This is a genomic window from Rugamonas sp. FW305-51, from assembly GCF_058786935.1.
This window is the reverse complement of sequence record NZ_JBYSZG010000003.1, coordinates 156,376-180,231: the sequence shown is the minus strand read 5'-3', so window position 1 is coordinate 180,231 and position 23,856 is coordinate 156,376. Positions and strand designations below refer to the sequence as shown.

Below are 23,856 nucleotides of genomic sequence, written 5' to 3'. Positions count from 1 at the left end.
CGACAGGACACACATGGCAAATACTATTCACGTTGACGTGGTTTCCGCCGAAGAGCTGATCTTCTCCGGCGAAGCCGAATTCGTCGCGTTGCCGGGCGAGCAGGGCGAGCTGGGTATCTATCCCAAGCACACGCCGCTGATCACCCGCATCCGTCCGGGCGCGGTTCGCATCCAGGTACCAGGTCAAGCTGAGGAAGAATTTGTCTTCGTCGCTGGCGGCCTGCTGGAAGTGCAGCCGAACGCCGTGACGGTGCTGGCCGACACCGCGATCCGTGGTCACGATCTGGACGAAGCAAAAGCGACGGCCGCCAAGAAGCTGGCGGAAGAAGCGCTGGCGAACAACACCGGCGCCATCGACTACGCCAAGGCGCAAGCCGAGCTGGCGAGCGCGATCGGCCAGCTGGCCGCCATCGCCAAGCTGCGCGCGAAGCACTAAGCGCAGTTCCGCAGCAAGCAAGAAAGGCAGCCCCGGCTGCCTTTTTTTTCGTCCGCGCGCCGCAGGAAAAAAATGGGGACGTACCCCATTTTTCCGAAATGGGGTACGTCCCCATTTTTTTCTCCCCATTTTAAGTAGCACCGCACGCATCGAATTTTGCACGACGCGCGGCAAACTTGCTGATATTGTAACGGTTCGATCTCAACCTGTTCCGGAGACTGCCATGACACGCCATTTCACCCTGTTCCATGCCCCGCAGTCGCGTTCGACGGGCGCGCTGGTGCTGGTGCATGAACTGCAGGCCGACTATGAATTGCATGTGCTGAACCTGAAGGCCGGCGAGCAGCGCCAGCCGTCCTACCTGGCCGTCAATCCCATGGGCAAGGTGCCCGCCGTGCTGCACGACGGGGCGCTGGTGACGGAACAGGTGGCCGTCTACCTGTACCTGGTCGACCTGTATCCGGAAGCGGGGCTGGCGCCGGCCATCGGCGATCCGCTGCGCGGCCCCTATCTGCGCTGGATGGTGTTCTATGGCTCCTGCTTCGAGCCGGCCCTGTGCGACCGGGCCATGAAACATACTCCCGCCGCGCCGTCCATGTGCCCCTGGGGCGACTGGGACACCATGCTCAAGACCATCACCGACCAGCTGGAAAAAGGGCCCTATCTGCTGGGCGAGAAGTTCAGTGCGGCGGACGTGCTGTGGGGCACAGCCCTGAACTGGACCACGGCCTTCGGCCTGGTGCCCAAGGTGCCAGCCATCGCCGCCTATATCGAGCGCGTCCAGGCCCGGCCCGCATCGATTGCCGCCAACGCCCAGGATGCGGAACTGGTGGCGGCACAGAACCTGTCCACTTGAGCAGTTGCCGGGCCATCGGCCCATCGGCGAGGCGGGCGACGAGGCGAAGGGACTGCCTGGGCCGTCGACCCGGGACGCCGGCGTTGGCAGCGGCCGTCCGGCACGGCGCCGGTGACTGGCTCAGTCGCCCGGCCCAGGCAGCGCCACCGGCATCAGCTGCCCGGCGCCGCCCGCCGTACCGTATGCACGACGCGTGATTGAGGCTGTAACGCCTCCGCAATGATAGCGAGCGCTAACTCCGGCTGGGCGCTGCCGCACATGAAGATGTCGGCGGCGGCAAAACCGGCTTCCGGCCAGGTGTGGATGGAGATGTGCGATTCGGCCAGCAGCACCACGCCCGTCACGCCCAGTCCCACGCCAAAGCCGTGGAAGTGGCTGTGCAACACGCGGGCGCCGGCGGCCTGGGCCGCGCCCCGCAGCAACCGTTCGATGCGGTCGCAATCGCTGAGCTTGTCCGCGGCGATGCCGCCCAGGTCCGCCAGCAGATGGGTGCCGGCCGCTTGATGTGGCGCTTGCTGGTTCACAATGCTGTCCAATTATTTGTGTCCGCCGCCACCGGAGCCGCCGCCGAAACTGCCGCCGCCGCCGCCGGTGCGGGAACTCCAGCTGCTGCCGCTGCCGTAGTTGCTGCCGCTAAAGCCGCGCATCCACGTCGAACACGAGGTGAACATGGTGACGACCAGGGCGTAGATGACGTATTTGCTCATGCGGGATTACTCATCATTTCTTGCTGTCGTCGTTGGAGTCGAGGAACACGGCTGGCAGGTACAGCGCCAGCGCGCCCAGCGCGCTCAAGGCCCAGGTGCGGGAAAAATTGGCGAGCATGGGCACGGCGTTGATGGCCAGCATGACCATGATGAACTTCCTGGCCACGCTCCGGTAGCCCTGGTGCTGGAACGGTGCCCCGGCCGCCGGCGCGCGACCGTGGAACTGGGGCCCGAACCACGCTTTCAGCTGGTCCACCGGCACGGGCGAGGAGCGGGACCACGTCATTTCCGCGTCCGTCGTCTCGACCGCCAGCCGCACCTGGCCGCTGGCAAACTCGGCCACGTGGCACTGGTCGCCCACCTGTACCCGCCAGTTGAAGGCGCCGGCCGCGAAGGTGACCCGCGCGCCGTATTCGTACAGCTTGCTGAATGCGGACTTATCCACAATCACTTCCTGCCCCTTGGGGCCGCCGAACTGGGGCCACTCCGGCATGACGTTGGCGCGCCACCAGCCTTCATCCGTTTCCACCAGCCAGGAAAAGCCGGCCCGCGGCGCGTACAGCAGGTATTCCGTCCACTGGTTGTTTTCGTCGTCGGCACGGCGCATGACGCCGATGGCCGTGTATTCCTGGTTGTTGAGCTTGGCCTGGGCGCCCAGTTCCAGCGTGGTGGCGACGGCGGCCACCCGTTCGCCGGCCGCCAGCACCTGCGCTTTCGGGCTGGCCGCGTCCACCTGCGCCTGGCAGGCGGGGCAGACCAGGTGGGCCGTCATGCCGGGCAGGTATTTGATGGGGCTGCCGCAGGATGGGCAGTCGAGCGCATCGAGCCGGCCCCGGTAGCGCCCGGCGCTGCGCTGGATCTGGTCGTCGTCGCGCAGCAGCTGGCATTGCAGGCTCTCGAGCGTGACGGCCAGGCCCGTGTAGACCGCGGGACGGGGACCGTCGGAATAATCGAGCGTGAGGAAGGCGCTGCCGCGCCGGAAGTCGGCCACCCTGGCTTGCCAGCCCTGGCCTACCTTGAACGGCAGCTCGCCCTGGCCGCCGATGCAGTCGGCGGTACGGATTTCGGCCGCCGTGTAGTATTCGCCGCCGATGGGCAGGTTGCGGCCCGGCGCCAGCTGTTCAAAAGCGGGCAGGGCGCCCTCCACCTGACGTTCCGTGGTCACGGTGTACATGCCGGATGAATCGCCCAGCCAGGCCGTGGCGCCGTCGTCGAACAACAGATACCACTCGTTCCACAGGCCGGCGTCGTAGCGCAGCTGGATGCGGCCCACCGCGGTGAAGGCGCGTCCGCCCAGCACGCCGGCCGTGCCGATCTGGATCGGCGAGTAGTCCTCCAGCACGGACGACATCTTGCCCAGGTCCTTGACGGCGTCGGCGTCCTTCAGCACGCTGGTGCTGCAGTACTCGCACACGGCCATGACGGAAGCGTGCGAGCGGAACTTGACCTCCGCCCCGCAGCTGGGACAGGAAACGATTTGCATGTAGTGGTCCGGCCTGGTGTCAGCCTATCAGTTTCTTGAGCAGTTCCGCCTTGGTGCCATCGTAATCGGCGGCCGAGATCAGGCCCTTGTCGAGCAGGCCCTTGAGCTTTTCCAGCCGCGCTTCGATGCTGTCCTCGGCCACGGCCGGCGCGGCGGCCGCTGCCGGCGCTGCGGCTGGCGCAGCCGGTGCGGCCTGCGGCGCCAGCGAGGCGCCCAGCGCCTGGCCTATGGTCTGGCCCACCGTCAGCCCCGCGCCCAGGCCGGCGCCGATGCCGGCCATGCCGCCTTCGTTCTGGGCCGCCAGCGGAATGGCGCTGGCTACCTGGTATTTGGTGAAGCCGGCCATCTTGTCGGCGCTCATGCCGCCCTTCATGCCGGCCGAGATGCGTTCGTCCAGCGCCGCCTGCAGTTCTTCCGGCAGGCTGACCGAGGCCACGTTGAATTCATCGAGGCCGATGCCGTAGCGGCCGAAGGCCGTGGCCAGGTCGCCCTTGACCTGTTGCGCCATCAGCGCCTGGTTGGCCGCCATGTCGAGGAAGGGTACGTTGGCGCCGCCCAGCGAGCTGGCCATGGTCGCCATCAGGATGCCGCGCAGCTGGTCTTCCACCTCGTCGCGCGTGTAGACGTCGCGCGTGCCGCTGATCTCCTTGAAGAACAGGCGCGGATCGGCCACCCGGTACGAGTACATGCCGAAGGCGCGCACCCGTATCATGTCGAAGTCCTTGTCGCGGATGGTGATGGGCTGCGGCGTGCCCCACTTGCGGCCCGTCTGCACCCGGGTGCTGAAGAAGTACACGTCCGACTTGAACGGGGAGGCGAACAGCTTGTCCCAGTTTTTCAGGTTGGTCAGCAGCGGCAGGGTTTGCGTGGTGAGCTTGAAGGTGCCGGGCCCGAACACGTCGGCCACCTGGCCTTCGTTGACGAACACCGCCATCTGCGATTCGCGCACGATCAGCACGCCGCCGTTCTGGATCTCGAAATCCTGCATGGGGTAGCGCCAGGACAGCACGCCGTCCGTGTCCTCGTTCCACTGCAGTACGTCGATAAACTGCTTCTTGATAAAGCTGCCGATGCCCATGATGGTGTCCTTCGCAAAAATTAGGAAATGCACGCGCCGTTGATCACGCCGATCGACAGCGAAATTGCGCCCAGCAAGCCGCCAAAGGCGCAGTTGTTCGATTCTATGTGGTCCTTGGACATGCGCAGCAGGCGGGTGGTGACGGCATACGCCAGCATCTGCACCACCATGGCGCCGAAGGCCCAGGCGAAAAATTCGCGGTAGTCCGCCGTGTGCAGCAGGGCCGAACCGATGGTGGCCGAAAAGCCCAGCAGCGCGCCGCCCAGCGACAGGGCGGCCGCATGGTTGCCCTGGCGGATCAGCAGTACTTCGTTGTACGGCGTCATGCGGGTGTAGGCCGCGAAGAACGCTGCCAGCAGCACGGCGGCCAGTACCATGTGGATCAGATAGTTTAGGATGGCGTACACGGCGTACTCTCGGTTAAAGTGGTTAACTTGATAACGCAAAACCATCTTAGTGCAAAAGCGCATAAATGACCAAAAAAATTCTGATACTTTCCGTTTTTGTGGTCGCTTCCTGCGGCCTGGCCTATGAGTTGATCGCCGGGGCGCTGTCGAGTTACCTGCTGGGCGACTCGATCCTGCAATTCTCCACCATTATCGGCTGTTATCTGTTCGCCATGGGTGTCGGCGCGCATTTTTCCAAGTTTGTGCGCGACGACGACGTGCTGGCCCGCTTTGTCGACATCGAACTGGCCGTGGGCCTGATCGGCGGCGTGTCGGCCGCGGCCCTGTTCCTCACCTTTTCCTGGATGGCGGCGCCGTTCCGCACCCTGCTCTACGTGCTGGTGTTCCTGGTCGGCGCGCTGGTGGGCATGGAAGTGCCGCTGGTGATGCGGGCCCTGAACGCGCGTCAGACGGAATTCAATGAGCTGGTGAGCCGCGTGCTGACCTTCGACTACCTGGGCGCGCTGGCGGTGTCGCTGCTGTTCCCGCTGGTGCTGGCGCCCTACCTGGGCCTGGTGCGCACGGGCTTTTTGTTCGGGATGCTGAACGTGGGCGTGGCGCTGTGGACCATCGTCACCTTCCGCCGCGAGCTGGCCAACGTGGGCGGCCGGCTGCTGCGCGCCAGCGGCGTGATGTGCGTGCTGGTGTTCGGCTTCGCGCTGGCCGACCGCATGACGTACTGGGGCGAACATGGCCTGTTCGGCGACGAAATCGTCTATTCCACCACCACGCCTTACCAGCGGCTGGTCATCACGCGCTGGCAGGACGACCTGCGGCTGTACATCAACGGCAACCTGCAGTTTTCTTCGCGCGACGAGTACCGCTACCACGAGGCGCTGGTGCATCCGGCCCTGCAGTCGCTGCCGTGGGCGCGCCGGGTGCTGGTGCTGGGCGGCGGCGACGGCCTGGCGCTGCGCGAGATCCTGCGCTACCCGAACATCGAACAGGTCACGCTGGTGGACCTGGACCCGGCCATGACGGGCGCCTTCACCACGCGCGAGGAACTGGTCAAGCTCAATCACGGTTCGTTCAGGGACAAGCGGGTGCGCGTGATCAATGCCGACGCGGCCATCTGGTTGCAGCACAACCAGGAACTGTTCGACGCGGCCATCGTCGACTTCCCCGACCCGTCCAGCTTCGCGCTGGGCAAGCTGTATTCGGTGCCGTTCTACGGCATGCTCAAGCGCCACCTGGCAGCCAACGGCTTGATGGTGGTGCAATCGACGTCGCCGTTCTTCGCGCCGCACGCCTACTGGACGGTGGACGCGACGCTGCGCCAAGTGGGCCTGCGCACCTGGCCGTATCACGCCTACGTGCCTTCGTTCGGCGAGTGGGGCTTCATCCTCGCCTCGCCGCAGCTCGACTTCAAGCCGCCGGCGTCGTACCGGCTGCCAATGCGCTACCTGAACGCGGACACCACGCGCGAAATGTTCATCTTCCCGCCCGATATGCAGCGCCTGCCGATGGAGCCGAACCGCCTCAACACGCAGTCGCTGGTGCGCGAGTTCGAGCAGGACTGGCGGCGGGTGATCCGTTGATGGAGCGCCGCTCCTTCCTGCTGTGGGCCGCCGCCAGCGGGCTGGCCGCAGCCGGCAGCGTGGCCGGCTTCCAGCGCTGGCAGGAGATCACGCCCGCCGTCCATTATCCGGGCCGCGACGAGGGCCACTTCCTGCGCGACCGGCGCGCGCTGCCGCCGCCGTCGGAGGTGGTGGAGACGGACATCGCCATCTTCGGTTCCGGCATCGGCGGCCTGATGGCGGCCTGGCGCCTGCGCAAGCTGGGCGGGCAGGAGGCGCTGATGGTGGACGGTCCCCAGCCCTACGGCAACGCGGCCGGCGGCGCCTTCGGCGAGCTGGAGTTCCCCACCGGCGGACACTACCTGCCGCTGCCGTCGCCGGAATCGGTGCATGTGCGCGAACTGCTGGCCGACCTGGGCATCATCGAGCGCGATGCGATGGCGGAAAAGCCGTATTACGACGAGCGTTACATCCTGCACGCGCCGGAGGAACGCTTGCTGTACCAGGGCCGCTGGCAGGACGGTTTCATTCCCACCGACGGCGTGCCGCGTTGGGAGCTGGACGAACACGCGCGCTTTTTCGCCGAAGTGCAGCGCCTGCGCCAGCTGCGCGGCAGCGACGGGCGGCGCATCTTCGTGTTCCCCACCGTGCTGTCGTCGGAGGATGCGGCGTGGCAGGCGCTCGACCGCATCACGCTCAGGCAGTGGCTGGAACAGAACGGCTACCGCTCGCCCACGCTGCACTGGTATCTGAACTACTGCTGCCGGGACGATTACGGCACCCGTTACGACAAGGTCTCGGCCTGGGCCGGCCTGCATTACTACTGCAGCCGCTGGGGCCAGGCCGCCAACGCCGGCAACGGCGCCTGGCTGACGTGGCCGGGCGGGCTGCAGCCGCTGGCCAGGGCCATGGGCGAGGCGGCCGCCATCCGCCGCGTGGCCGGCACGGCCGTCTCCATCAAGCGCACGGCGCACGGCGTGGAGGCGCTGTGCTTCCGGTTGGAAGGTGGCCAGCCGCACAGCTATCTGGTGCGGGCGCGCAAAGCCATCTGCGCCATGCCGTTGATGGTGGCCGCGCGCGTGGTGGAGGACATGGCCGCTTACGGCTTCGACCCGGCGCACCATATGCCGCAATACGCGCCGTGGATGATTGCCAACTTCCTGCTCAAGCGCTTTCCCGACGAACGGCCGGCCCAGCCCCTGTCGTGGGATAACGTGGTGTACCAGGAACCGGGGCTCGGTTTTGTCGTCTCCACCCACCAGGATATCCGCGTGCGGCCGCCGGAGCAGACCGTGTTCAGCGCCTACACGGCCCTGTCGGACCGCACGCCGCAGCAGGCGCGCCGCTGGCTGGACACGGCCAGCCCGGAAGAACTGCTGGCGCTGGCCAGCGTCGATCTGAAGACGGCCTACGGCGCCGGCTTCGCCCGGTGCGTGGAACGGGTCGACATCACGCTGCGCGGCCATGCGATGGCGGCGCCGCTGCCCGGCTTTCGCAGCAACGCCGGCTTGCAGGCGCTGCGCGCGGCGGACGGCCCCATCCTGTTCGCCCATGCCGACCTGTCCGGTTTTTCCGTGTTCGAGGAAGCGGCGTGGTGGGGCGACCGCGCCGCCCGGCTGGCGGCCCGTCCTGTTTGAGGAGGGGGAGACAGGTGGCGTACTGATCTGTTACGCTAGCCTGACGAGGCTGCGCCGGCCGGCGCGCCGCAACGACAGGAGTCCGCCACCATGCCAGCATCCGCCCGCCAGCGCTTTCGCGCCACCGCCAAGCTCAAACTGCGCGAGGAGGACGCGGACGACAGCGCGCTGTCGAGCCGCGCGGCCAATCCCAGGCTGAGCAAGGCCAAGGCCAAGGCGCAGGACCAGCGCCACACGGCGGCCCTGATCGCGCGCGTGTCGGAATTGCAGACGATGCTGTTTGCCCAGCGCAAGCAGAAGGTCTTGCTGGTGCTGCAGGGCATGGATACGTCCGGCAAGGATGGCACGGTACGCACCATGTTCAGCATGATCAATCCCATGGGCATACGGGCCGTGGCCTTCCGCCAGCCGACCGACATCGAACTGGCGCACGACTACCTGTGGCGGGTACACCAGCAGGTGCCCGTCAAGGGCGAAATCGCCATCTTCAACCGCAGCCACTACGAGGACGTGCTGATCACGCGCGTGCAAGGCTGGATCGATGCGCGCGAATGCCGGCGGCGCTATGCCCAGATCCGCGACTTCGAGCGCATGCTGGCCGAGAACGGCACCGTCATCATCAAGGTGTTCCTGCACATTTCGCGCGACGAGCAGCGGCAACGCCTGCAGGAGCGGCTGGACGACCCCAACAAGCAATGGAAGTTCAACCCCACCGACCTGGCCCAGCGCGAAAAATGGGACGACTACCAGCGCGCCTATGAGCAGGCCATCCGCGCCACGGACGCCGAACATGCGCCGTGGTACGTGGTGCCGGCCAATTCCAAGACCCACCGCAACCTGGTGATCGCCACCCTCCTGCTCGAAACGCTGACGGCCATGAAGCTGACCTTTCCCGCGCCCGATCCGGCGTTGACGGCCATCACGGTCGACTAGCCTGCCGTCCCACTCTCCAACGCTGCGGCCGCGCAGCAAGGAGGGGAGAGCCGGCGCGGGCGGCGGCTGCCCCGGCGCCGGCGTGGCAAGGGTTTGCCGTCAGGCGCCGCCTTCCAGCAGGGGCGGCGTCTGCAGCACGGCCGGCGTCTGCAACACGGGCGGCGTTTGCAGCAGCGGCAGCAGCCGTTCGCTGAGCTGGCGGAATTGTTCGCCGTCGCGCGTGCGCAGCTTGACGATGGCGTCTTCGATGTACTGGGCCGTCATCACGTGCCGGTCCGCATCCTGGGCGCGCTTGATGTGCTGGATTTGCTCATTGGCTTCCACCAGGTTCTGCAGCGCCTCGCGGGCCTGGCTGGAAGAGGGCGGGGCGGTCTTGGCCAGGTCCAGCAGCACTTCCGAAATCCACCCCAGCTGGCGGCCGTAGGAGGCCACGTCGAAGGCCTTGCGCTCGATCTTGCCGTCCCCCGCCTCGGGCGGGATGGCGTCGAAGAAGCGGTCCAGCTCGATCTGCTGGGCCACGCCGCCGCTCCAGGGAAAATGCAGCTGGGGCGCCCAAAACCATTGCATCGGATACATATGACCTCCTGTGGTGGGATGAACGGGCCGGTATCAGGGACAGCTGCCGACCACGTAGAAATTGGGCCCCGTGCGCTTGAGCGTGGTATGGATGAAGATGTTGTCCCAGCCCATGTTCTGGTTGGAACCGTTGGCCAGCGCGCGGAACAGGCTGTCGTGCGCGCGGCCGGCCTGCACGTGGTCGCGGTTGCTGGCCGTGTAGCACTGGGCCGGCGGTGGCGGCGGCGTGGTGCCGCCCGTCAGCCGGTCCACCATCTGCTTGACTGCGGCCATCTGGCGGCCCGTCTTTTGCGCGTAGCGGGCATCGTCGTAGTTGAACCAATCCCAGCAGCCATTGGGGTTGGTCAAGGGATAGATGGGCGCCGCCTGCGGGTACAGCAGGACGATGCGATTGCTGTCGGCCCAGGCGTTGTAGCCGGCGTGGCGCAGATAGGTGTCGCCGATGGTGCCGGCGTCTTGCAGGCAGCCGTGGAACACGACGTGCAGCCGGCAGCCCTGGCCGCCGTTGTTGTCGCAGCCGGGCGGCAGGTACAGGTAGCCGCTGGTGGCCATGCCGTGCGACTTGGGGTCGGGCAGGAATTCGGTCTGGTCGAACTCGACGAAGCGGCCGGCCGGGCTGCCGCTGGCGCGGTTGTTCAGGCTGCCGTAGATCCACTTGAGCAATTCGCCGGCCGCATCGTAGCCGCAGTTGTTGATGTAGGGCGAACCGAGCTTGTCGCAATTGTTGCCGTAGCTGTCCGTGGGCATGGCGTGCTGGGCCGGCAAGTCCTGCTTGTAGAAGATGTTGGCCGCGCCGATGTAGTGCCGGTAATAGGTTTGCAGGTCGTTCATCACGGCCTGGGGCACGACGGAGTCGGCCGTGCCCGACAGCAGCCAGATGCGGTGGCTGGCCAGCCCGGCCGTGGGATCGACGGTGCCGTTGGCGGCGTTCTGGTCGGTCAGTTTGACCAGGCTGGCCACGCCCGTGCCGCCCGGCGCCACGCGGCATGAATATGGCGTGCCCGTGCAGCTGCAGACGGTGGTGGCCGTGGCCACGCTGCCCTGGGCGCAGTAGTACGGCCCGCCTGCCACCACGCCGGCACCCATCAGGCTGGCGGAGTAGGCCACGTCGAACTGCACGGCCATGTAGCCGCCGGACGACAGGCCCGAGACGCTGACGCCGGCCGTCTGCATGGCGGGCAGGGGAACGACCTGGGCGCGGGCCGGCAGCAGCGCCAGCCAGAAAGATGCGAGCAAGAATAAGCGTAGCGGCATGGAAAACTCCGGAAGGGCGACTGGAAAGGTAGTAGGAACTGCCATTGTGGGCGATGACCGGGGCGCGGGTTTAATCTCGCTCAACCGTGCCGACTATTGCGCGCGGCCCGCGGCCTGCGGGAGCGGAAATGCACGGCCGGCGGCCGTTTGACATAGAATGGATTTTCAATTCACTCCGAGCGTTTGCCCCATGTCCAACACGATCGTCAAACTGAACCTGATTTCCGCGCTGGCCGGCGCGTTGCTGGGTGCCCTGCCGGCCCATGCCGCCGCCACCGCGCCAGCCGCCGCCACGCCACCGGCCGCCGCCGGCAGCTGCCCCGCCATCCTCAAGCAGACCTTCAACCGCCTGCAGGACGACACGCCGCAGGACCTGTGCCAGTACGCGGGCAAGGTGGTGCTGGTGGTCAATACGGCCAGCTACTGCGGCTACACCAACCAGTACGAAGGACTGGAGGCCATGTACGCCAAGTACGGCCCCAAGGGCCTGGTGGTGCTGGGCTTCCCGTCGAACGACTTCGGCAAGCAGGAACCGGGCAACAGCAAGGAGATCGCCGATTTCTGCTACAACACCTACGGCGTCAAGTTCCCCATGTTCGCCAAGTCCGTCGTGCATGGCGACCATCCCAATCCGCTGTACGTCAACCTGATTAAAATCACCGGCAAGGCGCCGGCCTGGAACTTCCACAAATACCTGATCGACCGCAACGGCAAGGTGGTCGACAGCTATCCCAGCAAGGTCACGCCGACCGACAAGCAACTGGTGTCGGCGGTCGAACAAGCGCTTGCGAACTAAACCATGAACAGGGGCCGCACGATGATGTCCAACAAAGTCTCCCACGCGGCCGATCTGCTCGGCTTGTCCCGCCTGACCGTCAGCGCCGTCACCGGCGTGGCCGACCTGGCCGAGGAAGTGCATTTGAAGCTGATCGGGCAGGCGCCGGGCCTGGTGGCCAGGCCGCTGGCCCGCGCCACCTCGCTCGTCTACAGCGGCGTGCGCGGCGTGACGCGGCTGGTGGGTGGCGGCATGGATGGCGTGCTGAGCCGCCTGCAGCCCCTGCTGGGCGAGGGCAGCGGCTGGGCCGGGCGCGAACCGCTGCTGGCGGCCGTCAACGGTGTGCTGGGCGATTACCTGGCCGAGACCGACAATCCCTTGCAGATACCGATGCAATTCCGGCGCGACGGCGCGCCCTTCGTGGCGCAGGCGGGCGCCGTCACGGGCCGCGTGCTGGTGCTGGTGCATGGCTTGTGCATGAACGACCTGCAATGGCGCCGCGCCGGCTACGACCATGGCGAAGCCTTGCAGCGCGAGCGCGGCTATACGCCCGTCTACCTGCGCTACAACAGCGGCCGCCATATTTCCGAAAACGGGCAGGCATTCGCCGCCCAGCTGGAAAGCTTGCTGGCCCAGTGGCCTGTGGCTGTCAAGGAACTGGTCATTGTCGGCCACAGCATGGGCGGGCTGGTGGCGCGCAGCGCCTATCACTACGGCGCCGCGGACGGACAGAAATGGATCAAGCGGCTGAGCAAGCTGGTCTGCCTCGGTTCGCCCCACCATGGCGCGCCGCTGGAGCGGGGCGGCAACTGGTTCCACGTGATCACGGGCATGAGCAGCTACACGGCGCCGTTCTCGCGGCTGGGCAAGATCCGCAGCGCCGGCATCACGGACTTGCGCCACGGCAGCCTGCTGGACGAGGACTGGAACGGCAAGGACCGCTTCGAACACGGCAGCGCCCTGCCGCAGACGGTGCCCTTGCCGGCCAAGGTGGCGTGCTACGCGGTGGCGGCCACCATCAGCAAGCCGTCCGCCGAAGAGGGCGGGCGCCTGGCTGGCGATGGCCTGGTGCCCGTGGCCAGCGCGCTGGGCCAGCATTCCCACAAGAAGCGCCAGCTCGACTTTGCGCCGGAACGGCAAGCCATTGTCTACCGCAACAACCACATGGACCTGCTCAATTCGCCCGAAGTGGCGCAGCTGCTGCTGGACTGGCTGTAAGCGCGTTCAGGCGGCGGCCGATGCCGGCCGTTGCAGGGCAAAGCCTTCATCGAGCCAGCCCGTGATGCCGCCCGTCATCAGCTTGACGGGCCGGCCCAGCCGCGCCAGGCGCACGGCCGCGCGCGCGGCGCCGTTGCAGTGGGGACCGGCGCAATAGACGACGAACAGCGTGTCGGCCGGATACTGCGCCAGTTTCGAGCCGATGATCTTGCCGTGCGCCAGGTCCAGCGCGCCGGGCACGTGGCCGGCCGCGTACTTTTCCGTGCCGCGCACGTCGAGCAGCACAAAGTCTTGCTGGCCGCTGCCGAGGGCGTGGTGCACGTCCCAGCAATCGGTCTCGAAGCTGAATTGTGCCTCGAAATGGGCCAGGGCGGCGGCGGCAGGGGCGGCGGCGATTTCGCTCACGTAGGACATGCGGGACTCCTTGTTTGGTGGACGGTGATGCCATTATCGGTGCCGCCCGGCAGGGCTGGCAGTGGCGTAAATGCCAAGATACGGTAAGATCACGCCATGGAAAAACATCTCGTCGTCGCCCTGGCCTATGACCGGCTCTGCACCTTCGAGTTCGGCTGCACGGTCGAATTGTTCGCCCTCGAGCGCCCGGAGCTGGAGGTGGACTGGTATGCGTTCGCCGTGTGTGCCGTGGAGCAGGGACCGATCCGGGCCGCCGGCGGCATCACCGTGCAGGCGCCGTACGCGCCCGAGCTGCTGGAGCGGGCCGACACCATCGTCATCCCCGGCTGGCGCGATGCCGACGAGACCCCGCCGGCAACCCTGCTGGCGATGATACGGGCCGCCCACCAGCGCGGCGCGCGGCTGTGCTCTATCTGTTCCGGGGTATTCGTGCTGGCCGCCGCCGGCGTGCTCGATGGCCAGCGTGCCACCACCCACTGGCGCTATGCCGACAAGCTGGCCCAGCGCTATCCACGCATCGCCGTCGAGCCGGACCAGCTGTATGTGGACAATGGCCAGGTCATCACGGCGGCCGGTTCCGCCGCCGGCCTGGATATGCTGCTGCACGTGGTGCGGCGCGATTATGGCGCGCGGGTGGGCAATATGGTGGCGCAGCGGCTGGTGGTGGCGCCCCATCGCGAAGGCGGACAGGCGCAGTTCCTGCCGCGACCGATGGCACATGACGAGCAGGGCCGCCTGACGCGGCTGATGGACTGGCTGCGCAGCCATCCCGAACAGCAACATACGATCAAGAGCATGGCCGAGCGGGCGGCCATGAGTCCGCGCACGCTGCAGCGCCAGTTCCAGCAGGCGACAGGGCTCGGACCGGTCGAATGGCTGATCCGCGAGCGGGTGGCGATCGTCAAGGACTTGCTGGAAGTAGCCGACATTCCGCTGGCGCAAGTGGCCGAGCGGGCCGGTTTCGGTTCAGAGGAATCGTTGCGCCACCATTTCCGGCGGCTGGCCGCCACTACGCCGGGCGCCTATCGCCGCCAGTTCGCCAACACCATTTGAGTGCCAACATTTCTACACGAACTGAGCTGTATGTCCGTCGGGCGACGGCGTGGGGCCGGCGCCCGCCGACGCGTATCAGCTGATCCAGGGTAAATCCAGTACTTCGCCTTGCGGCGAAGTGGTCAAGACTGGCGTCATGGCGAAGGCGGCAATGGTTTCCAGCGGCTCCGGCCCGATGCTAAGCAGCTGGTGGTCGACGCCGGCCGGGATGACGATGGTCTGGCCGGCGGTGAATCGCTCCACCTGTCCGTCGGCATGCAGCTCACCGACACCGGCGATGCACAGCACTACTTCCTCGCATGCGTGCCGGTGAGGCGGCGTCGCTTTGCCGGCAGACATCGATTGCTTCCACACAGAGAGATTGCGCAGCCCCATATGGCTGCCTGCCAGCGTGACGTGTGCAATGCCCGGGATCGGTGTCGGTGCGGGCGTATGGTTGGTGAGGATTTGCATGATGGTCTCCTTGAAAAAGTAAAACCAGTATGCGGGCGTTGCATTCAACAGTGAATATGCTTTAATTTCAAAACATTAAGGAAAAAGATTCTTCAATCATGGGGGGCGGATGAGCGGGTTCAGTGAATTCATGGCATTTTCCGTCGCGGCGCGCCACGCCAGTTTCGCGCGTGCGGGACGAGAGCTGGGGCTCACCGCGTCCACGGTCGCCAAGCGCATCCTGCGCCTGGAGCAGCGGCTCGGCGTCAAGCTGTTTCACCGTACGACGCGGCAGGTCACGCTGACCTCCGACGGTGAAGTATTGTTCGCCCGTTGCGCGAAGGTGCTGGCCGACATTGATGACATCGAATCCCTTGCCGCGGGAACCAGCGACGAGGCGCGCGGCCAGCTGCGTATCAGCATGCCTATCACCTATGGCAAGCGCATCATCATGCCGCGGCTCGCGCGGCTCCTGGCGCAGCATACTGGACTGCAGCTGGATATGCGCCTCACCGATTCGTTCTGCGATCTCATCAAGGATGGCATGGACGCCGCCGTTCGGGTCGGCGAGCTCGACGATTCGCGGCTCGCCGCAAAACGCATAGACTGGCAGCACCTGGTACTCTGCGCCAGCCCTGCCTACCTGCGGCAACATCGCCAACCGACGCACCCGGACCATCTGGAGCAGCACATTTTTGTGCTCTTTCGCAATCCGACTTCAGGTCGTGAGCGGCCGGTACAGTTGCAGGCAGATGGCCGGCTGCGCGCATTTCATCCCGTTGCACGCGCACTGGTCAACGACGGCGAAGGCATGGTCGAAGCGGCACGCAACGACGCCGGACTCACCCAGGTGCCGCGATTCATGGCAGACGATGCGATCGCCGACGGCAGCCTGGTGGAAGTGCTTGCCGCCTATGCCCCGCCAGCCCAGCCGATCAGCCTGGTCTGGCCCGGCAACCGGCTCTTGCCAGCGCGTATGCGCTTGCTCATCGAGACCTTATCATCGCCAGGGTAGCAACGGCCGCAATCGCTGGTCCCAATGGGCGCGCAATTGGTCGATCAGTTCAGACCCCGGGGGCATCGGGGCCCGCACGATAGAGTGCTCGCACTTGTCCTTTCGATCATCCTTGACTACGCTGGTTTCATTCACTGCGAAGGAGGCGATCATGGCTTACGTCGATGGATTTGTGGTGCCGGTGCCCAGGAATAACCTGGATGCGTATGAAAAAATGGCGCGCGCCTGCGGTGCCGTCTGGAAGGAGTATGGCGCGCTCGAGTATCGCGAGTGCGTGGCCGACGATGTCAAACCCGGCAAGCTGACTTCGTTCCCGCAAAGCGTGCAGCTGGAGGAAGGGGAAGTGGTGGTGTTCTCGTGGATCGTCTACGAGTCGCGCGCGCGGCGCGATGCAATCAATGAGAAAGTCATGAATGACGAGCGTATCAAGGCCTACATGGACCCCAAGAATATGCCGTTCGACGGCAAGCGTATGTTCTTCGGCGGCTTCCAGATGATGGTGGACCTGTAACGCTGGCGGCATTGCGCCGTTTGGCTCGGCCGGACCTGTAAAACGCCGGGCGATGCGAGTATGCTGGCGAATCAGTTATTCCATCAACCTTGCGGAGGACGATATGGGCACTGGCGGCAGCACCTTGCGGGATACCGTTACAGCGGAAGAATGGCAAATCCGGGTCGACCTGGCGGCGGCTTACCGCCTGACGGCGTTGTTCGGCTGGGACGAGCTGGTTTTCACCCACATCTCGGCGCGCGTGCCTGGGCCCGAGCACCATTTCCTGATCAACCCCTACGGCATGATGTTCGAGGAGATCACGGCGTCCTCGCTGGTCAAGATCGACGGCGAGGGTAACAAGGTGAGCGAGTCGCCGTACGACATCAACCCGGCCGGCTTCGTCATCCACAGCGCCGTCCACGCGGCGCGCGACAACGCGCACTGCGTAATGCACACGCATTCCGTGAACGGGGTGGCCGTGTCGGCCCAGCAGGGCGGGCTGCTGCCCATTTCGCAGCAGTCCATGGGCGTGCTGTCGTCGCTCGGCTATCACGACTACGAGGGCATCGCCCTCAATCCGGATGAGAAGCCGCGGCTGGTGCGTGACCTGGGCAATAACACCTACCTAATGCTGCGCAACCATGGCCTGCTGACGGTGGGCGCCACGCCGGCCGATGCGTTCGTCGCCATGTATTTCTTCGAAAGCGCCTGCATGATACAGCTGCGGGCGCAAGCGGGCGGCGGCCCGCTGGTGCATATTCCGCCGGCGGTGCTGGACACCGTGCGCGAGCAGATCAAGATGGCCACGCGCGGCGTGCGTCCCGGCCAGCTGGTCTGGCCCGGCCTGTTGCGGCGGCTGGATCGCAGCAATCCCGGTTACGCCGACTGAAAGCGGCGCCTGTCCGGCGCCGGTATGGCGGGCGCCGCGTAGCGGTCGTTAACGCCGGCATCCGCCCGGAGTGGAACGGCCGACGTGCAATGTCACCGACGTTCTAGCGGATCGCGCGGATCGGCCCGCGCAAGGCGTTGCACAGTACGATCTCCTGCGCCTGCTCGAACATGGCGCGGGTGATCACGCGTTCCTGCGCCTGCCAGGCCGGATCTTCCAGCATCACGCTGCGCATCACGCCCGGCAGCACACCGCTGGCCAGCGGCGGCGTGTACCACTTGCCATCGAGCTTGACGAATACGCTGCTGCGTCCCCCCTCCGTCAACTCGCCCCGCTCGTTGAAGAACAGGGTGTCGAACGCGCCTTGCGCCTCCGCCTCGCGCCAGGCCGCGTCGTAGCGGGTGCGCACGCTGCTCTTGTGACGCAGGAACAGGTCGCTGGCGCTGGTGGCATCCGGCGCCAGCAGTACCCGCACCGGCTCGGCCAGAGGCGCCAGCGGCGCATGCTGGACGGAGAAGGCGCCCGACGGCGCCAGCGCCAGCCGCAGCCGGCATGGCTGGCCGGCGGGCAGCATGGCGCGCGCCGCGTCCAGGTAGGCGTTGGCGGCGGCCGCATCCCACGGGTAGCCAAAGTAGGCGGCCGAGCCGGCCAGCCGGGCCAGGTGGCGCGCGCGGTGGCGCATGCCGTCCTCGCGCGTGGCGTACATGGTTTCGAACAGTTCGAAGTCGTTCTCCAGCCCTGTCAGGAAGCGGGCCTTGAGCGCGCATTCGGCAAATTCTTCGCCAGCGTCGCTGTCGTAGACGATGCCGGCGCCCACGCCCATTTCGCCGCGCCGCACGCCATCGGCTTCCGCCTGCAGGGCCAGGGTGCGGATCGGCACCGACAGGCAGAAGTCGCCCACCTGCCGCCCCTGGGTCGGTTCGAACCAGCCGATGGCGCCCGTGTACAGGCCGCGCCGGTCCGGCTCCAGTTCGCGGATGATTTCCATCGTGCGCCGCTTGGGCGCGCCCGTGATCGAACCGCAGGGATAGAGCGCGTCGAAGATGTCGGCCAGCGTGGCGTCCGCGCGCAGGCGGGCCTGCACGGTGGAGGTCATCTGCAGCACGCTGCTGTAGCGGCGCACCTCGAACAGGGCCGGCACTTGCACCGTGCCCGTCTGGGCGACGCGGCCGATGTCGTTGCGCAGCAGGTCGACGATCATCAGGTTCTCGGCCCGGTTCTTGGGATCGGCGGCCAGCCCGGCGGCGCGGCGCGCGTTTTCTTCCTGCTGGGCTGCCGGGGCGGCGGGCGCCGTGCCTTTCATGGGGCGCGCCGTCAGCAGGCCGTCCGCGTGGCGCACGAACAGTTCCGGCGACAGCGACAGCACGGCCGTGCCGTCGTCCAGCGCCACCAGCGCGCCGTAGGGCACGGGCTGGCGCGCGCGCAGCCGCGCGTACAGGGCAGGCAGGCTGCCGAAGGCGTCGAAGCGCAGGCGGAAGGTGTAGTTGACCTGGTAGGTGTCGCCCGCTTCGATGTAGGCGTGGATGCGGGCCAGCGCGGCGGTGAAGGCCGCTTCGTCGATATTGGGGCGCACGGCGGCGATGCCGGCCGGGCGCTCGATGGGGAAGGAGCGGGCCGCCAGCCATTCGCCCACTTCGGCGGGCGACAGCAGCTGGCACTGGTCGAACAGCAGCATCTGCGCCAGCGGCGGCTGCGGCGCCGGTTGGTCATCGGCCACGGCCAGTCCCTGCAGATGTTCGCCCAGCTCGTAGCTGCACAGGGCCACCGCATGCTGGCCGCGCGCCAGCGCCTGCTGCATCTGTTCCAGCAGCACGGGCCACTGGGCCATGTCGCGGCAGCGCAGGGTGGCGCTGTGGCCCGTGTACAGGCGCGAGCGGGCCTGGGCGGGGGCCGAACCATCGGGGCTGGCGTCGTCCAGCAGGGCAAATACTTCGGGATTCATCATCAGGGGTTCTACGACTCGTGTTACGCCAGCAGCAGGGCGATCTGCAGCGCCGCGTCCTGTGCCGGATTCTGTTTGAAGCCGCTCTTGGCGTAGCGGTGCCAGCGGCCCAGTACAAAGCTGGCCAGCATGCCGGCGCGGGCCGTCACCTCGGCCTCGGGTCCGTGGCCTTCGGCGGCGGCCACGCGCAGCGCCTGTTTCAGGGCCAGCTCCACGCGGTCGTAGAACTGGTTCATGCGCTGCTGCAGGCGCTCATCCTCGTTGACCAGGGCGTCGCCGATCAGCACCCGCGTCATGCCGGGATTGTTGCTGGCAAACTGCAGCAGCATGCCGACGATGTCGCGCGCCTGCGCCAGGCCGTCGTCCTGGCGTTCCGCGATCTGGTTGATCAGGCCGAACACGGTGCTCTCGATGAATTCGATCAGTCCCTCGAACATCTGGGCCTTGCTGGCGAAGTGGCGGTACAGGGCCGCCTCGGAAAACTCCAGCTTGCGCGCCAGCGCGGCGGTGGTGATCTTGTCGCCCTTGGGTTGTTCCAGCATCTCGGCCAGGGCCTGGAGAATTTGCATCCGGCGCTGGCCCGGCGGTGTGCTTGCCATGTGATCTCGATAGGAAGGATGAAAAAACGTCATGTAATCGGGCGCCCGCTTCAGCGCAGGCGGTGCAGGCGCGCGGGCAAATGCCTGACAGATTTTACTTTGACATCGACATAGCCGGGGCGATTTAGCGTTTTGGCGGGATGGGCCAGGCCCACCGCGTCGCCCACCCGCAGGTATTGCGTGATCCACGCCGTGCGCATGCCCAGCGCGCGGGCACTGCGCAGGTTGGCCAGCGTGTCTTCCACCAGCACGCAGCGCTGCGGCGTCAGGCCGTGGCGCCGCATCAGCTTACGCAGCAGCAGCTTGGACGGCTTGGGCCGCAGCTGGCCATGCACCCGCATCGCCTCCACCGCTACGTGATGTTCGAAATGGCGGTGCAGGCCCAGGTGGCGCAGCACCTGCGACGAATAGCCGTGCGGCGCGTTGGTCAGCAGGATCTTGCGGCCGGGCAGGCGGCGCAGCAGGTGGCGCAAGCCCTTTTCGGCCCGTATCATGGCCGGCAGCTCCGGCATGCGGTGGGTCTCGGCCAGGAAATGCTCGGCCCGCACGCCGTGGTGCTTGACCAGGCCCAGCATGGTGGCGCCGTAGCGCCGCCAGTACAGGGTGCGCGCCGCGTTGACGGCGTCCTGGCTGGCCGGCGTGGTGCCGTCGCCCAGCACGCGGGCGATGTAGTCGTTCATGTTGGCCATGATCGCCGGGAAGATGGCATGCGAGGCGTTGTGCAGCGTGTTGTCCAGGTCGAACAGCCAGACCGGCGGGTTGCGGTTAATATTCACGGACGTCTCGATCAATAGCAGCAAAGGAAAGCATGCGACGCCAGATTATAGTGTTGTTCTGCAGTTTGTTCTGGTTTGCCCCCGGCCTGCCCTGGGCGCAGGACGGCGCGCCGCAGCCGGTGGCCCAGGAGCCGCGGCAGGCCGCGCCCAACCGGGGCGCCCTGTTCAAGGTGGCGCAAAACGGCCACACCCTGTACTTGTTCGGCACCATCCACGTCGGCGCGCCCGACTTCTATCCGCTGGAAGAGCAGGTGCAGGGCGCACTGGCGCGCGCTTCCGTGCTGGCGCTGGAGATCGATCCGCTGGGCGACCCGGCCCGCATGCTGCAGGCGGTGCGGCAGTACGGCATGTATCCGCGCGGCGCGGGCAATGCGCAGGCGGCGCTGCCGGCCCCGTACCGGCCGCGCCTGGAGCGCCTGCTGCGCCATTACGCGCTGGACGCCGACACGGTGGCCGGCATGAAGCCCTGGCTGCTGGCCAGCGTGCTGACGGTGAGCGAGTTCTCGGCTCAGGGCTACGACACGGCGCAGGCGGTCGACGCCTGGCTGGCGCGCCAGGCGCACCAGCGCAAGTTGCCGGTGCTGGAGCTGGAGTCGCCCGAGAGCCAGATGGCGCTGTTCGACCAGATGTCGGCCGAGGAGCAGTCGCGCTTCCTGCAGGAGGGCATAGACGCCATCGAGGATCGCCAGCAGGCCACCCAGGCGCGCGAGATCGCCCAGGCCTGGCGCGGCGCCGACGCGGCCGCGCTCGACGCGCTGGCGCGCAAGGCGGCCGAGGACGACACTTTCTCCGGCCGCTTCGTGCAGCGCCAGTTGCTGGACGGGCGCAATCCGCACTTGGCCGACGGCATCGCGGCGCTGCTGGCGCGCGAAACGGACAGCCTGGCGGCGATCGGCGTGTTGCATCTGGTGGGAACGAACAGCGTGCCGGAACTGCTGCGCAAGCGCGGCCTGGCGGTGGAACGGATTTACTGAGTGCGGGGGATTTACTGCAGAGGATAGTGCGGATGGTGCCCTTGACGTGGATTGAACACGTGGCCTCTCCCTTACCAAGGGAGTGCTCTACCACTGAGCTACAAGGGCATCTTACTGTGGCGACGCGCTGCCAAGACGGTGCGCGGTGCGTCGCCGTTTTTTCAGTGCGAACGGATCATAGTGCCAAAAGCCTGTTCGGTCAATACTTCGAGCAATAAAGAGTGCTCAATCCGGCCGTCGATGATGTGCACCGTGTTCACGCCGGACTTGGCCGCGTCCAGCGCCGATGAGATTTTAGGCAGCATGCCGCCCGAAATCGTCCCGTCTTCGAACATCTCGTCGATCTCGCGGGCCGACAGGTCGGTCACCAGGTTGCCCTGCTTATCCTGGACGCCGGCGATGTTGGTCATCATGATCAGCTTCTCGGCCTTCAGGATCTCGGCGATCTTGCCGGCCACCACGTCCGCGTTAATGTTGTAAGCCTGGCCATCCTGGCCGAAGCCGATCGGCGAAATGATGGGGATGAAGGCGTCGTCCTGCAGGGCCTTGACCACGGCCGGGTTGATGGCGTCGATCTCGCCCACGAAGCCGATGTCGAGGAACTGGCCCGGATTTTCCTTGTCCGGCATGGCCATCTTGCGGGCGCGGATCAAGCCGCCGTCCTTGCCGGTCAGGCCCACGGCCTGGCCGCCGTAGTGATTAATCAACATCACGATGTCCTGCTGCACTTCGCCGCCCAGCACCCACTCCACCACTTCCATGGTTTCCTCGTCGGTGATGCGCATGCCCTGCACGAACGTGCCCTGTTTGCCGATCTTCTTCAGGGCGTTGTCGATCTGCGGCCCGCCGCCGTGCACCACCACCGGATTCATGCCCACCAGCTTGAGCAGGATGACGTCGCGCGCGAAGCCGTGCTTCAGGCGCTCGTCGGTCATCGCGTTGCCGCCGTATTTGATGACGATGGTCTTGCCGTGGAAATTGCGGATGTACGGCAGCGCCTCGGCCAGAATCTGCGCCTTGATCTGCGGCGCCACCGCAGTCAGGTCGTCATTCATGCCTAGGTTCAGGTTGGTCAGGTGTGTCATGGCGGGTCCGGGATTAAGATTTTTGCGATTTTACAGCCTGCAGCTGCAGTCAAGTACGCATTATAGGGCCAACGTGTTGTATTTTCCGAGATCATCCGCTAGGCTGGGCCCTTATGACCCCCTCTCCCACTCTACACCGTGAACTGGAAGCGATGCGCCCTTTGCTGGTCCGTTTCGCCCATCTGCAGCTGCGTAACGAGGCGCTGGCCGAGGATGCCGTGCAGGATGCGCTGATCGCCGTGCTGGAAAAACCCGAGCGTTTTGCCGGCCAATCGTCGCTGCGCACCTATGTGACGGGCATCCTCAAGTTCAAGATCATCGACAACCTGCGCGCCAGCACGCGCGAGCGCCAGATCGACAGCTGCGACGACCAGTCCGAGGACGACGCCATCGACGCCCTGTTCCTGGCCGACGGCCACACCCGCGAGCAGCCGCTGGCCTGGGGCGACCCGGACCGCACGCTCGAGCAGAAGGATTTCTTCAAGGTGCTGGAGGTGTGCCTGGAGAAGCTGCCCGCCAAGACGGCCCGCATTTTCATGATGCGCGAGTGGCTGGAGCTGGAAACGGACGAAATTTGTAAGGAACTGGCGATCACCACGTCTAATGCATGGGTACTCCTGTATCGGGCCCGCATGCGCCTGCGTGAATGCCTGGATTTGAACTGGTTTGGCAACCGCCAGACCGGCTGACCGCGCCCTGGACTGACCGCGACGATGGAATCACACAAAAAACGCCTCAAGCCTACCTGCCGCGAAGTGCACCGCCTGGTGTCGGAAGGGTTGGACCGCGACCTGTCGCTGGTCGAGCGCACCCGCATGCGGCTGCACCTGATGGTGTGCGACGCCTGCACCCGCTTCAACGGCCAGATGTCGCTGCTGCGCAAGGCCATGCGCAGCTTCCCGCTCGATGCCGATGCGCCGCCCGGCCCGTCGGCGCCTACCGATACGGACGGCCAGCCATGAGCGTGTGCGCGCGCTGCGGCGCCACCTTTACCTGCGCCATGGCCGACGGCGACGGCAGCCAGCCTTGCTGGTGCGCCAGCCTGCCGCCCGTGGTGCCCGTGCCGGGGCGGGCGGCGCAGGACGGGGCGTCGGCGGTAGCGGCGGCAGCGGCGACGGCCACTATGGCCACTACGGCCACTACGGCGGCCGGCATTGCGCCGGCGCCCGCCGCGGACGTGTCCTGCTGGTGCCCCGATTGCCTGCGGCGCCACATCGCCGGCGCCACACTACCCGAATAATCCACCGTACCACCACCGCAGCGAAGGG

General features: G+C 66.3%; 28 protein-coding genes and 1 tRNA gene. 15 read left to right on the top strand and 14 right to left on the bottom strand.

Features of this window, described 5'->3' with window-relative positions; genetic code table 11:
- The first annotated feature begins 13 nt into the window (after positions 1-13).
- Positions 14-436: a F0F1 ATP synthase subunit epsilon gene (locus tag AC3WOS_RS03410; RefSeq protein WP_492714424.1), complete on the top strand. Its 423-nt coding sequence runs from the start codon at positions 14-16 to the stop codon at positions 434-436.
- Between the two features lie 223 nt (positions 437-659).
- Entirely contained in the window at positions 660-1,292 is a 633-nt protein-coding gene (locus AC3WOS_RS03405) for a glutathione S-transferase family protein (protein WP_492714423.1), read from the top strand.
- Between the two features lie 152 nt (positions 1,293-1,444).
- Here AC3WOS_RS03405 and speD read toward each other — a convergent pair whose 3' ends face one another.
- Genes speD through AC3WOS_RS03380 form a run of 5 tightly spaced genes read right to left on the bottom strand, consistent with a single transcriptional unit; the run spans position 1,445 to position 4,967 of the window.
- Positions 1,445-1,816, bottom strand: a complete 372-nt coding sequence (speD, locus tag AC3WOS_RS03400; protein WP_492714422.1) for an adenosylmethionine decarboxylase — start codon at positions 1,814-1,816, stop codon at positions 1,445-1,447.
- Between the two features lie 12 nt (positions 1,817-1,828).
- Positions 1,829-1,999 carry a hypothetical protein gene (locus AC3WOS_RS03395; RefSeq protein ID WP_492714421.1) on the bottom strand — a complete coding sequence of 57 codons (171 nt, stop codon included), beginning with the start codon at positions 1,997-1,999 and terminating at the stop codon, positions 1,829-1,831.
- Positions 2,000-2,012: 13 nt separating this feature from the next.
- Complete coding sequence (locus tag AC3WOS_RS03390; protein WP_492714420.1) at positions 2,013-3,482, bottom strand: DUF4178 domain-containing protein; 1,470 nt, start codon at positions 3,480-3,482, stop codon at positions 2,013-2,015.
- 19 nt (positions 3,483-3,501) lie between these two features.
- Positions 3,502-4,560: an SPFH domain-containing protein gene (locus AC3WOS_RS03385; protein WP_492714419.1), complete on the bottom strand. Its 1,059-nt coding sequence runs from the start codon at positions 4,558-4,560 to the stop codon at positions 3,502-3,504.
- Positions 4,561-4,580: 20 nt separating this feature from the next.
- Positions 4,581-4,967, bottom strand: a complete 387-nt coding sequence (locus tag AC3WOS_RS03380; protein WP_492714418.1) for a DUF350 domain-containing protein — start codon at positions 4,965-4,967, stop codon at positions 4,581-4,583.
- A 65-nt stretch (positions 4,968-5,032) separates the two neighbouring features.
- Here AC3WOS_RS03380 and AC3WOS_RS03375 point away from each other — a divergent pair, with 65 nt between their 5' ends.
- The 3 genes from AC3WOS_RS03375 to AC3WOS_RS03365 all read left to right on the top strand — a co-directional run bounded on the left by AC3WOS_RS03375 (position 5,033) and on the right by AC3WOS_RS03365 (position 9,093).
- Complete coding sequence (locus tag AC3WOS_RS03375; protein WP_492714417.1) at positions 5,033-6,544, top strand: polyamine aminopropyltransferase; 1,512 nt, start codon at positions 5,033-5,035, stop codon at positions 6,542-6,544.
- Positions 6,544-8,160 carry an NAD(P)-binding protein gene (locus tag AC3WOS_RS03370; RefSeq protein ID WP_492714416.1) on the top strand — a complete coding sequence of 539 codons (1,617 nt, stop codon included), beginning with the start codon at positions 6,544-6,546 and terminating at the stop codon, positions 8,158-8,160. The genes AC3WOS_RS03375 and AC3WOS_RS03370 overlap by 1 nt, the downstream gene beginning before the upstream one ends.
- Before the next feature lie 90 nt (positions 8,161-8,250).
- Entirely contained in the window at positions 8,251-9,093 is an 843-nt protein-coding gene (locus tag AC3WOS_RS03365) for a PPK2 family polyphosphate kinase (RefSeq protein ID WP_492714415.1), read from the top strand.
- Between the two features lie 99 nt (positions 9,094-9,192).
- Here the strand turns inward: AC3WOS_RS03365 and AC3WOS_RS03360 are convergent, their stop codons facing one another.
- On the bottom strand, positions 9,193-9,669 hold the full coding sequence (locus AC3WOS_RS03360; protein WP_492714414.1) for a hypothetical protein: 477 nt from the start codon (positions 9,667-9,669) through the stop codon (positions 9,193-9,195).
- Between the two features lie 33 nt (positions 9,670-9,702).
- A complete protein-coding gene (locus tag AC3WOS_RS03355; RefSeq protein ID WP_492714413.1) occupies positions 9,703-10,923 on the bottom strand; it encodes an extracellular catalytic domain type 2 short-chain-length polyhydroxyalkanoate depolymerase in 1,221 nt (406 codons plus the stop codon).
- Positions 10,924-11,113: 190 nt separating this feature from the next.
- Between AC3WOS_RS03355 and AC3WOS_RS03350 the strand changes: the two genes are divergently transcribed.
- A complete protein-coding gene (locus AC3WOS_RS03350; protein ID WP_492714411.1) occupies positions 11,114-11,719 on the top strand; it encodes a glutathione peroxidase in 606 nt (201 codons plus the stop codon).
- Positions 11,720-11,740: 21 nt separating this feature from the next.
- Positions 11,741-12,916 (top strand): esterase/lipase family protein, encoded by a 1,176-nt coding sequence (locus tag AC3WOS_RS03345; RefSeq protein WP_492714409.1) that lies wholly within the window; start codon positions 11,741-11,743, stop codon positions 12,914-12,916.
- Between the two features lie 6 nt (positions 12,917-12,922).
- Here the strand turns inward: AC3WOS_RS03345 and AC3WOS_RS03340 are convergent, their stop codons facing one another.
- Entirely contained in the window at positions 12,923-13,330 is a 408-nt protein-coding gene (locus AC3WOS_RS03340; protein ID WP_492714408.1) for a rhodanese-like domain-containing protein, read from the bottom strand.
- A gap of 96 nt (positions 13,331-13,426) precedes the next feature.
- Between AC3WOS_RS03340 and ftrA the strand changes: the two genes are divergently transcribed.
- On the top strand, positions 13,427-14,383 hold the full coding sequence (gene ftrA / locus AC3WOS_RS03335; RefSeq protein WP_492714407.1) for a transcriptional regulator FtrA: 957 nt from the start codon (positions 13,427-13,429) through the stop codon (positions 14,381-14,383).
- A 75-nt stretch (positions 14,384-14,458) separates the two neighbouring features.
- Here the strand turns inward: ftrA and AC3WOS_RS03330 are convergent, their stop codons facing one another.
- Positions 14,459-14,836, bottom strand: a complete 378-nt coding sequence (locus AC3WOS_RS03330) for a cupin domain-containing protein (RefSeq protein WP_492714406.1) — start codon at positions 14,834-14,836, stop codon at positions 14,459-14,461.
- A 130-nt stretch (positions 14,837-14,966) separates the two neighbouring features.
- Between AC3WOS_RS03330 and AC3WOS_RS03325 the strand changes: the two genes are divergently transcribed.
- The 3 genes from AC3WOS_RS03325 to AC3WOS_RS03315 all read left to right on the top strand — a co-directional run bounded on the left by AC3WOS_RS03325 (position 14,967) and on the right by AC3WOS_RS03315 (position 17,212).
- On the top strand, positions 14,967-15,830 hold the full coding sequence (locus AC3WOS_RS03325; protein ID WP_492714405.1) for a LysR family transcriptional regulator: 864 nt from the start codon (positions 14,967-14,969) through the stop codon (positions 15,828-15,830).
- A gap of 151 nt (positions 15,831-15,981) precedes the next feature.
- Positions 15,982-16,341 (top strand): DUF1428 domain-containing protein, encoded by a 360-nt coding sequence (locus AC3WOS_RS03320; protein WP_492714404.1) that lies wholly within the window; start codon positions 15,982-15,984, stop codon positions 16,339-16,341.
- 103 nt (positions 16,342-16,444) lie between these two features.
- The gene (locus tag AC3WOS_RS03315; RefSeq protein WP_492714403.1) at positions 16,445-17,212 is read left to right on the top strand and encodes a class II aldolase/adducin family protein; all 768 of its coding nucleotides are present in this window, start codon (positions 16,445-16,447) and stop codon (positions 17,210-17,212) included.
- Between the two features lie 103 nt (positions 17,213-17,315).
- Here AC3WOS_RS03315 and pabB read toward each other — a convergent pair whose 3' ends face one another.
- The 3 genes from pabB to AC3WOS_RS03300 are packed head-to-tail and all read right to left on the bottom strand — an operon-like array spanning position 17,316 to position 20,529.
- Positions 17,316-19,154, bottom strand: coding sequence for an aminodeoxychorismate synthase component I (pabB, locus tag AC3WOS_RS03310; RefSeq protein ID WP_492714521.1), 1,839 nt, complete (start codon positions 19,152-19,154; stop codon positions 17,316-17,318).
- Between the two features lie 23 nt (positions 19,155-19,177).
- The gene (gene slmA, locus AC3WOS_RS03305; RefSeq protein ID WP_492714402.1) at positions 19,178-19,753 is read right to left on the bottom strand and encodes a nucleoid occlusion factor SlmA; all 576 of its coding nucleotides are present in this window, start codon (positions 19,751-19,753) and stop codon (positions 19,178-19,180) included.
- A gap of 50 nt (positions 19,754-19,803) precedes the next feature.
- On the bottom strand, positions 19,804-20,529 hold the full coding sequence (locus tag AC3WOS_RS03300; RefSeq protein ID WP_492714401.1) for a pyrimidine 5'-nucleotidase: 726 nt from the start codon (positions 20,527-20,529) through the stop codon (positions 19,804-19,806).
- 32 nt (positions 20,530-20,561) lie between these two features.
- Here AC3WOS_RS03300 and AC3WOS_RS03295 point away from each other — a divergent pair, with 32 nt between their 5' ends.
- Positions 20,562-21,503 carry a TraB/GumN family protein gene (locus tag AC3WOS_RS03295; protein WP_492714400.1) on the top strand — a complete coding sequence of 314 codons (942 nt, stop codon included), beginning with the start codon at positions 20,562-20,564 and terminating at the stop codon, positions 21,501-21,503.
- 33 nt (positions 21,504-21,536) lie between these two features.
- Here the strand turns inward: AC3WOS_RS03295 and AC3WOS_RS03290 are convergent.
- Positions 21,537-21,611 (bottom strand) — tRNA-Thr (locus tag AC3WOS_RS03290).
- A gap of 53 nt (positions 21,612-21,664) precedes the next feature.
- On the bottom strand, positions 21,665-22,558 hold the full coding sequence (gene argB, locus AC3WOS_RS03285; protein WP_492714520.1) for an acetylglutamate kinase: 894 nt from the start codon (positions 22,556-22,558) through the stop codon (positions 21,665-21,667).
- A 143-nt stretch (positions 22,559-22,701) separates the two neighbouring features.
- On the opposite strand from argB, the gene AC3WOS_RS03280 reads away from it, so the two are divergent.
- The 3 genes from AC3WOS_RS03280 to AC3WOS_RS03270 are packed head-to-tail and all read left to right on the top strand — an operon-like array spanning position 22,702 to position 23,828.
- Positions 22,702-23,277: a sigma-70 family RNA polymerase sigma factor gene (locus AC3WOS_RS03280; protein ID WP_492714399.1), complete on the top strand. Its 576-nt coding sequence runs from the start codon at positions 22,702-22,704 to the stop codon at positions 23,275-23,277.
- Positions 23,278-23,301: 24 nt separating this feature from the next.
- Positions 23,302-23,550 (top strand): zf-HC2 domain-containing protein, encoded by a 249-nt coding sequence (locus AC3WOS_RS03275; RefSeq protein WP_492714398.1) that lies wholly within the window; start codon positions 23,302-23,304, stop codon positions 23,548-23,550.
- Positions 23,547-23,828, top strand: a complete 282-nt coding sequence (locus AC3WOS_RS03270; RefSeq protein WP_492714397.1) for a cysteine-rich CWC family protein — start codon at positions 23,547-23,549, stop codon at positions 23,826-23,828. Before AC3WOS_RS03275 ends, AC3WOS_RS03270 begins: the two co-directional genes overlap by 4 nt.
- Positions 23,829-23,856: the final 28 nt, after the last annotated feature.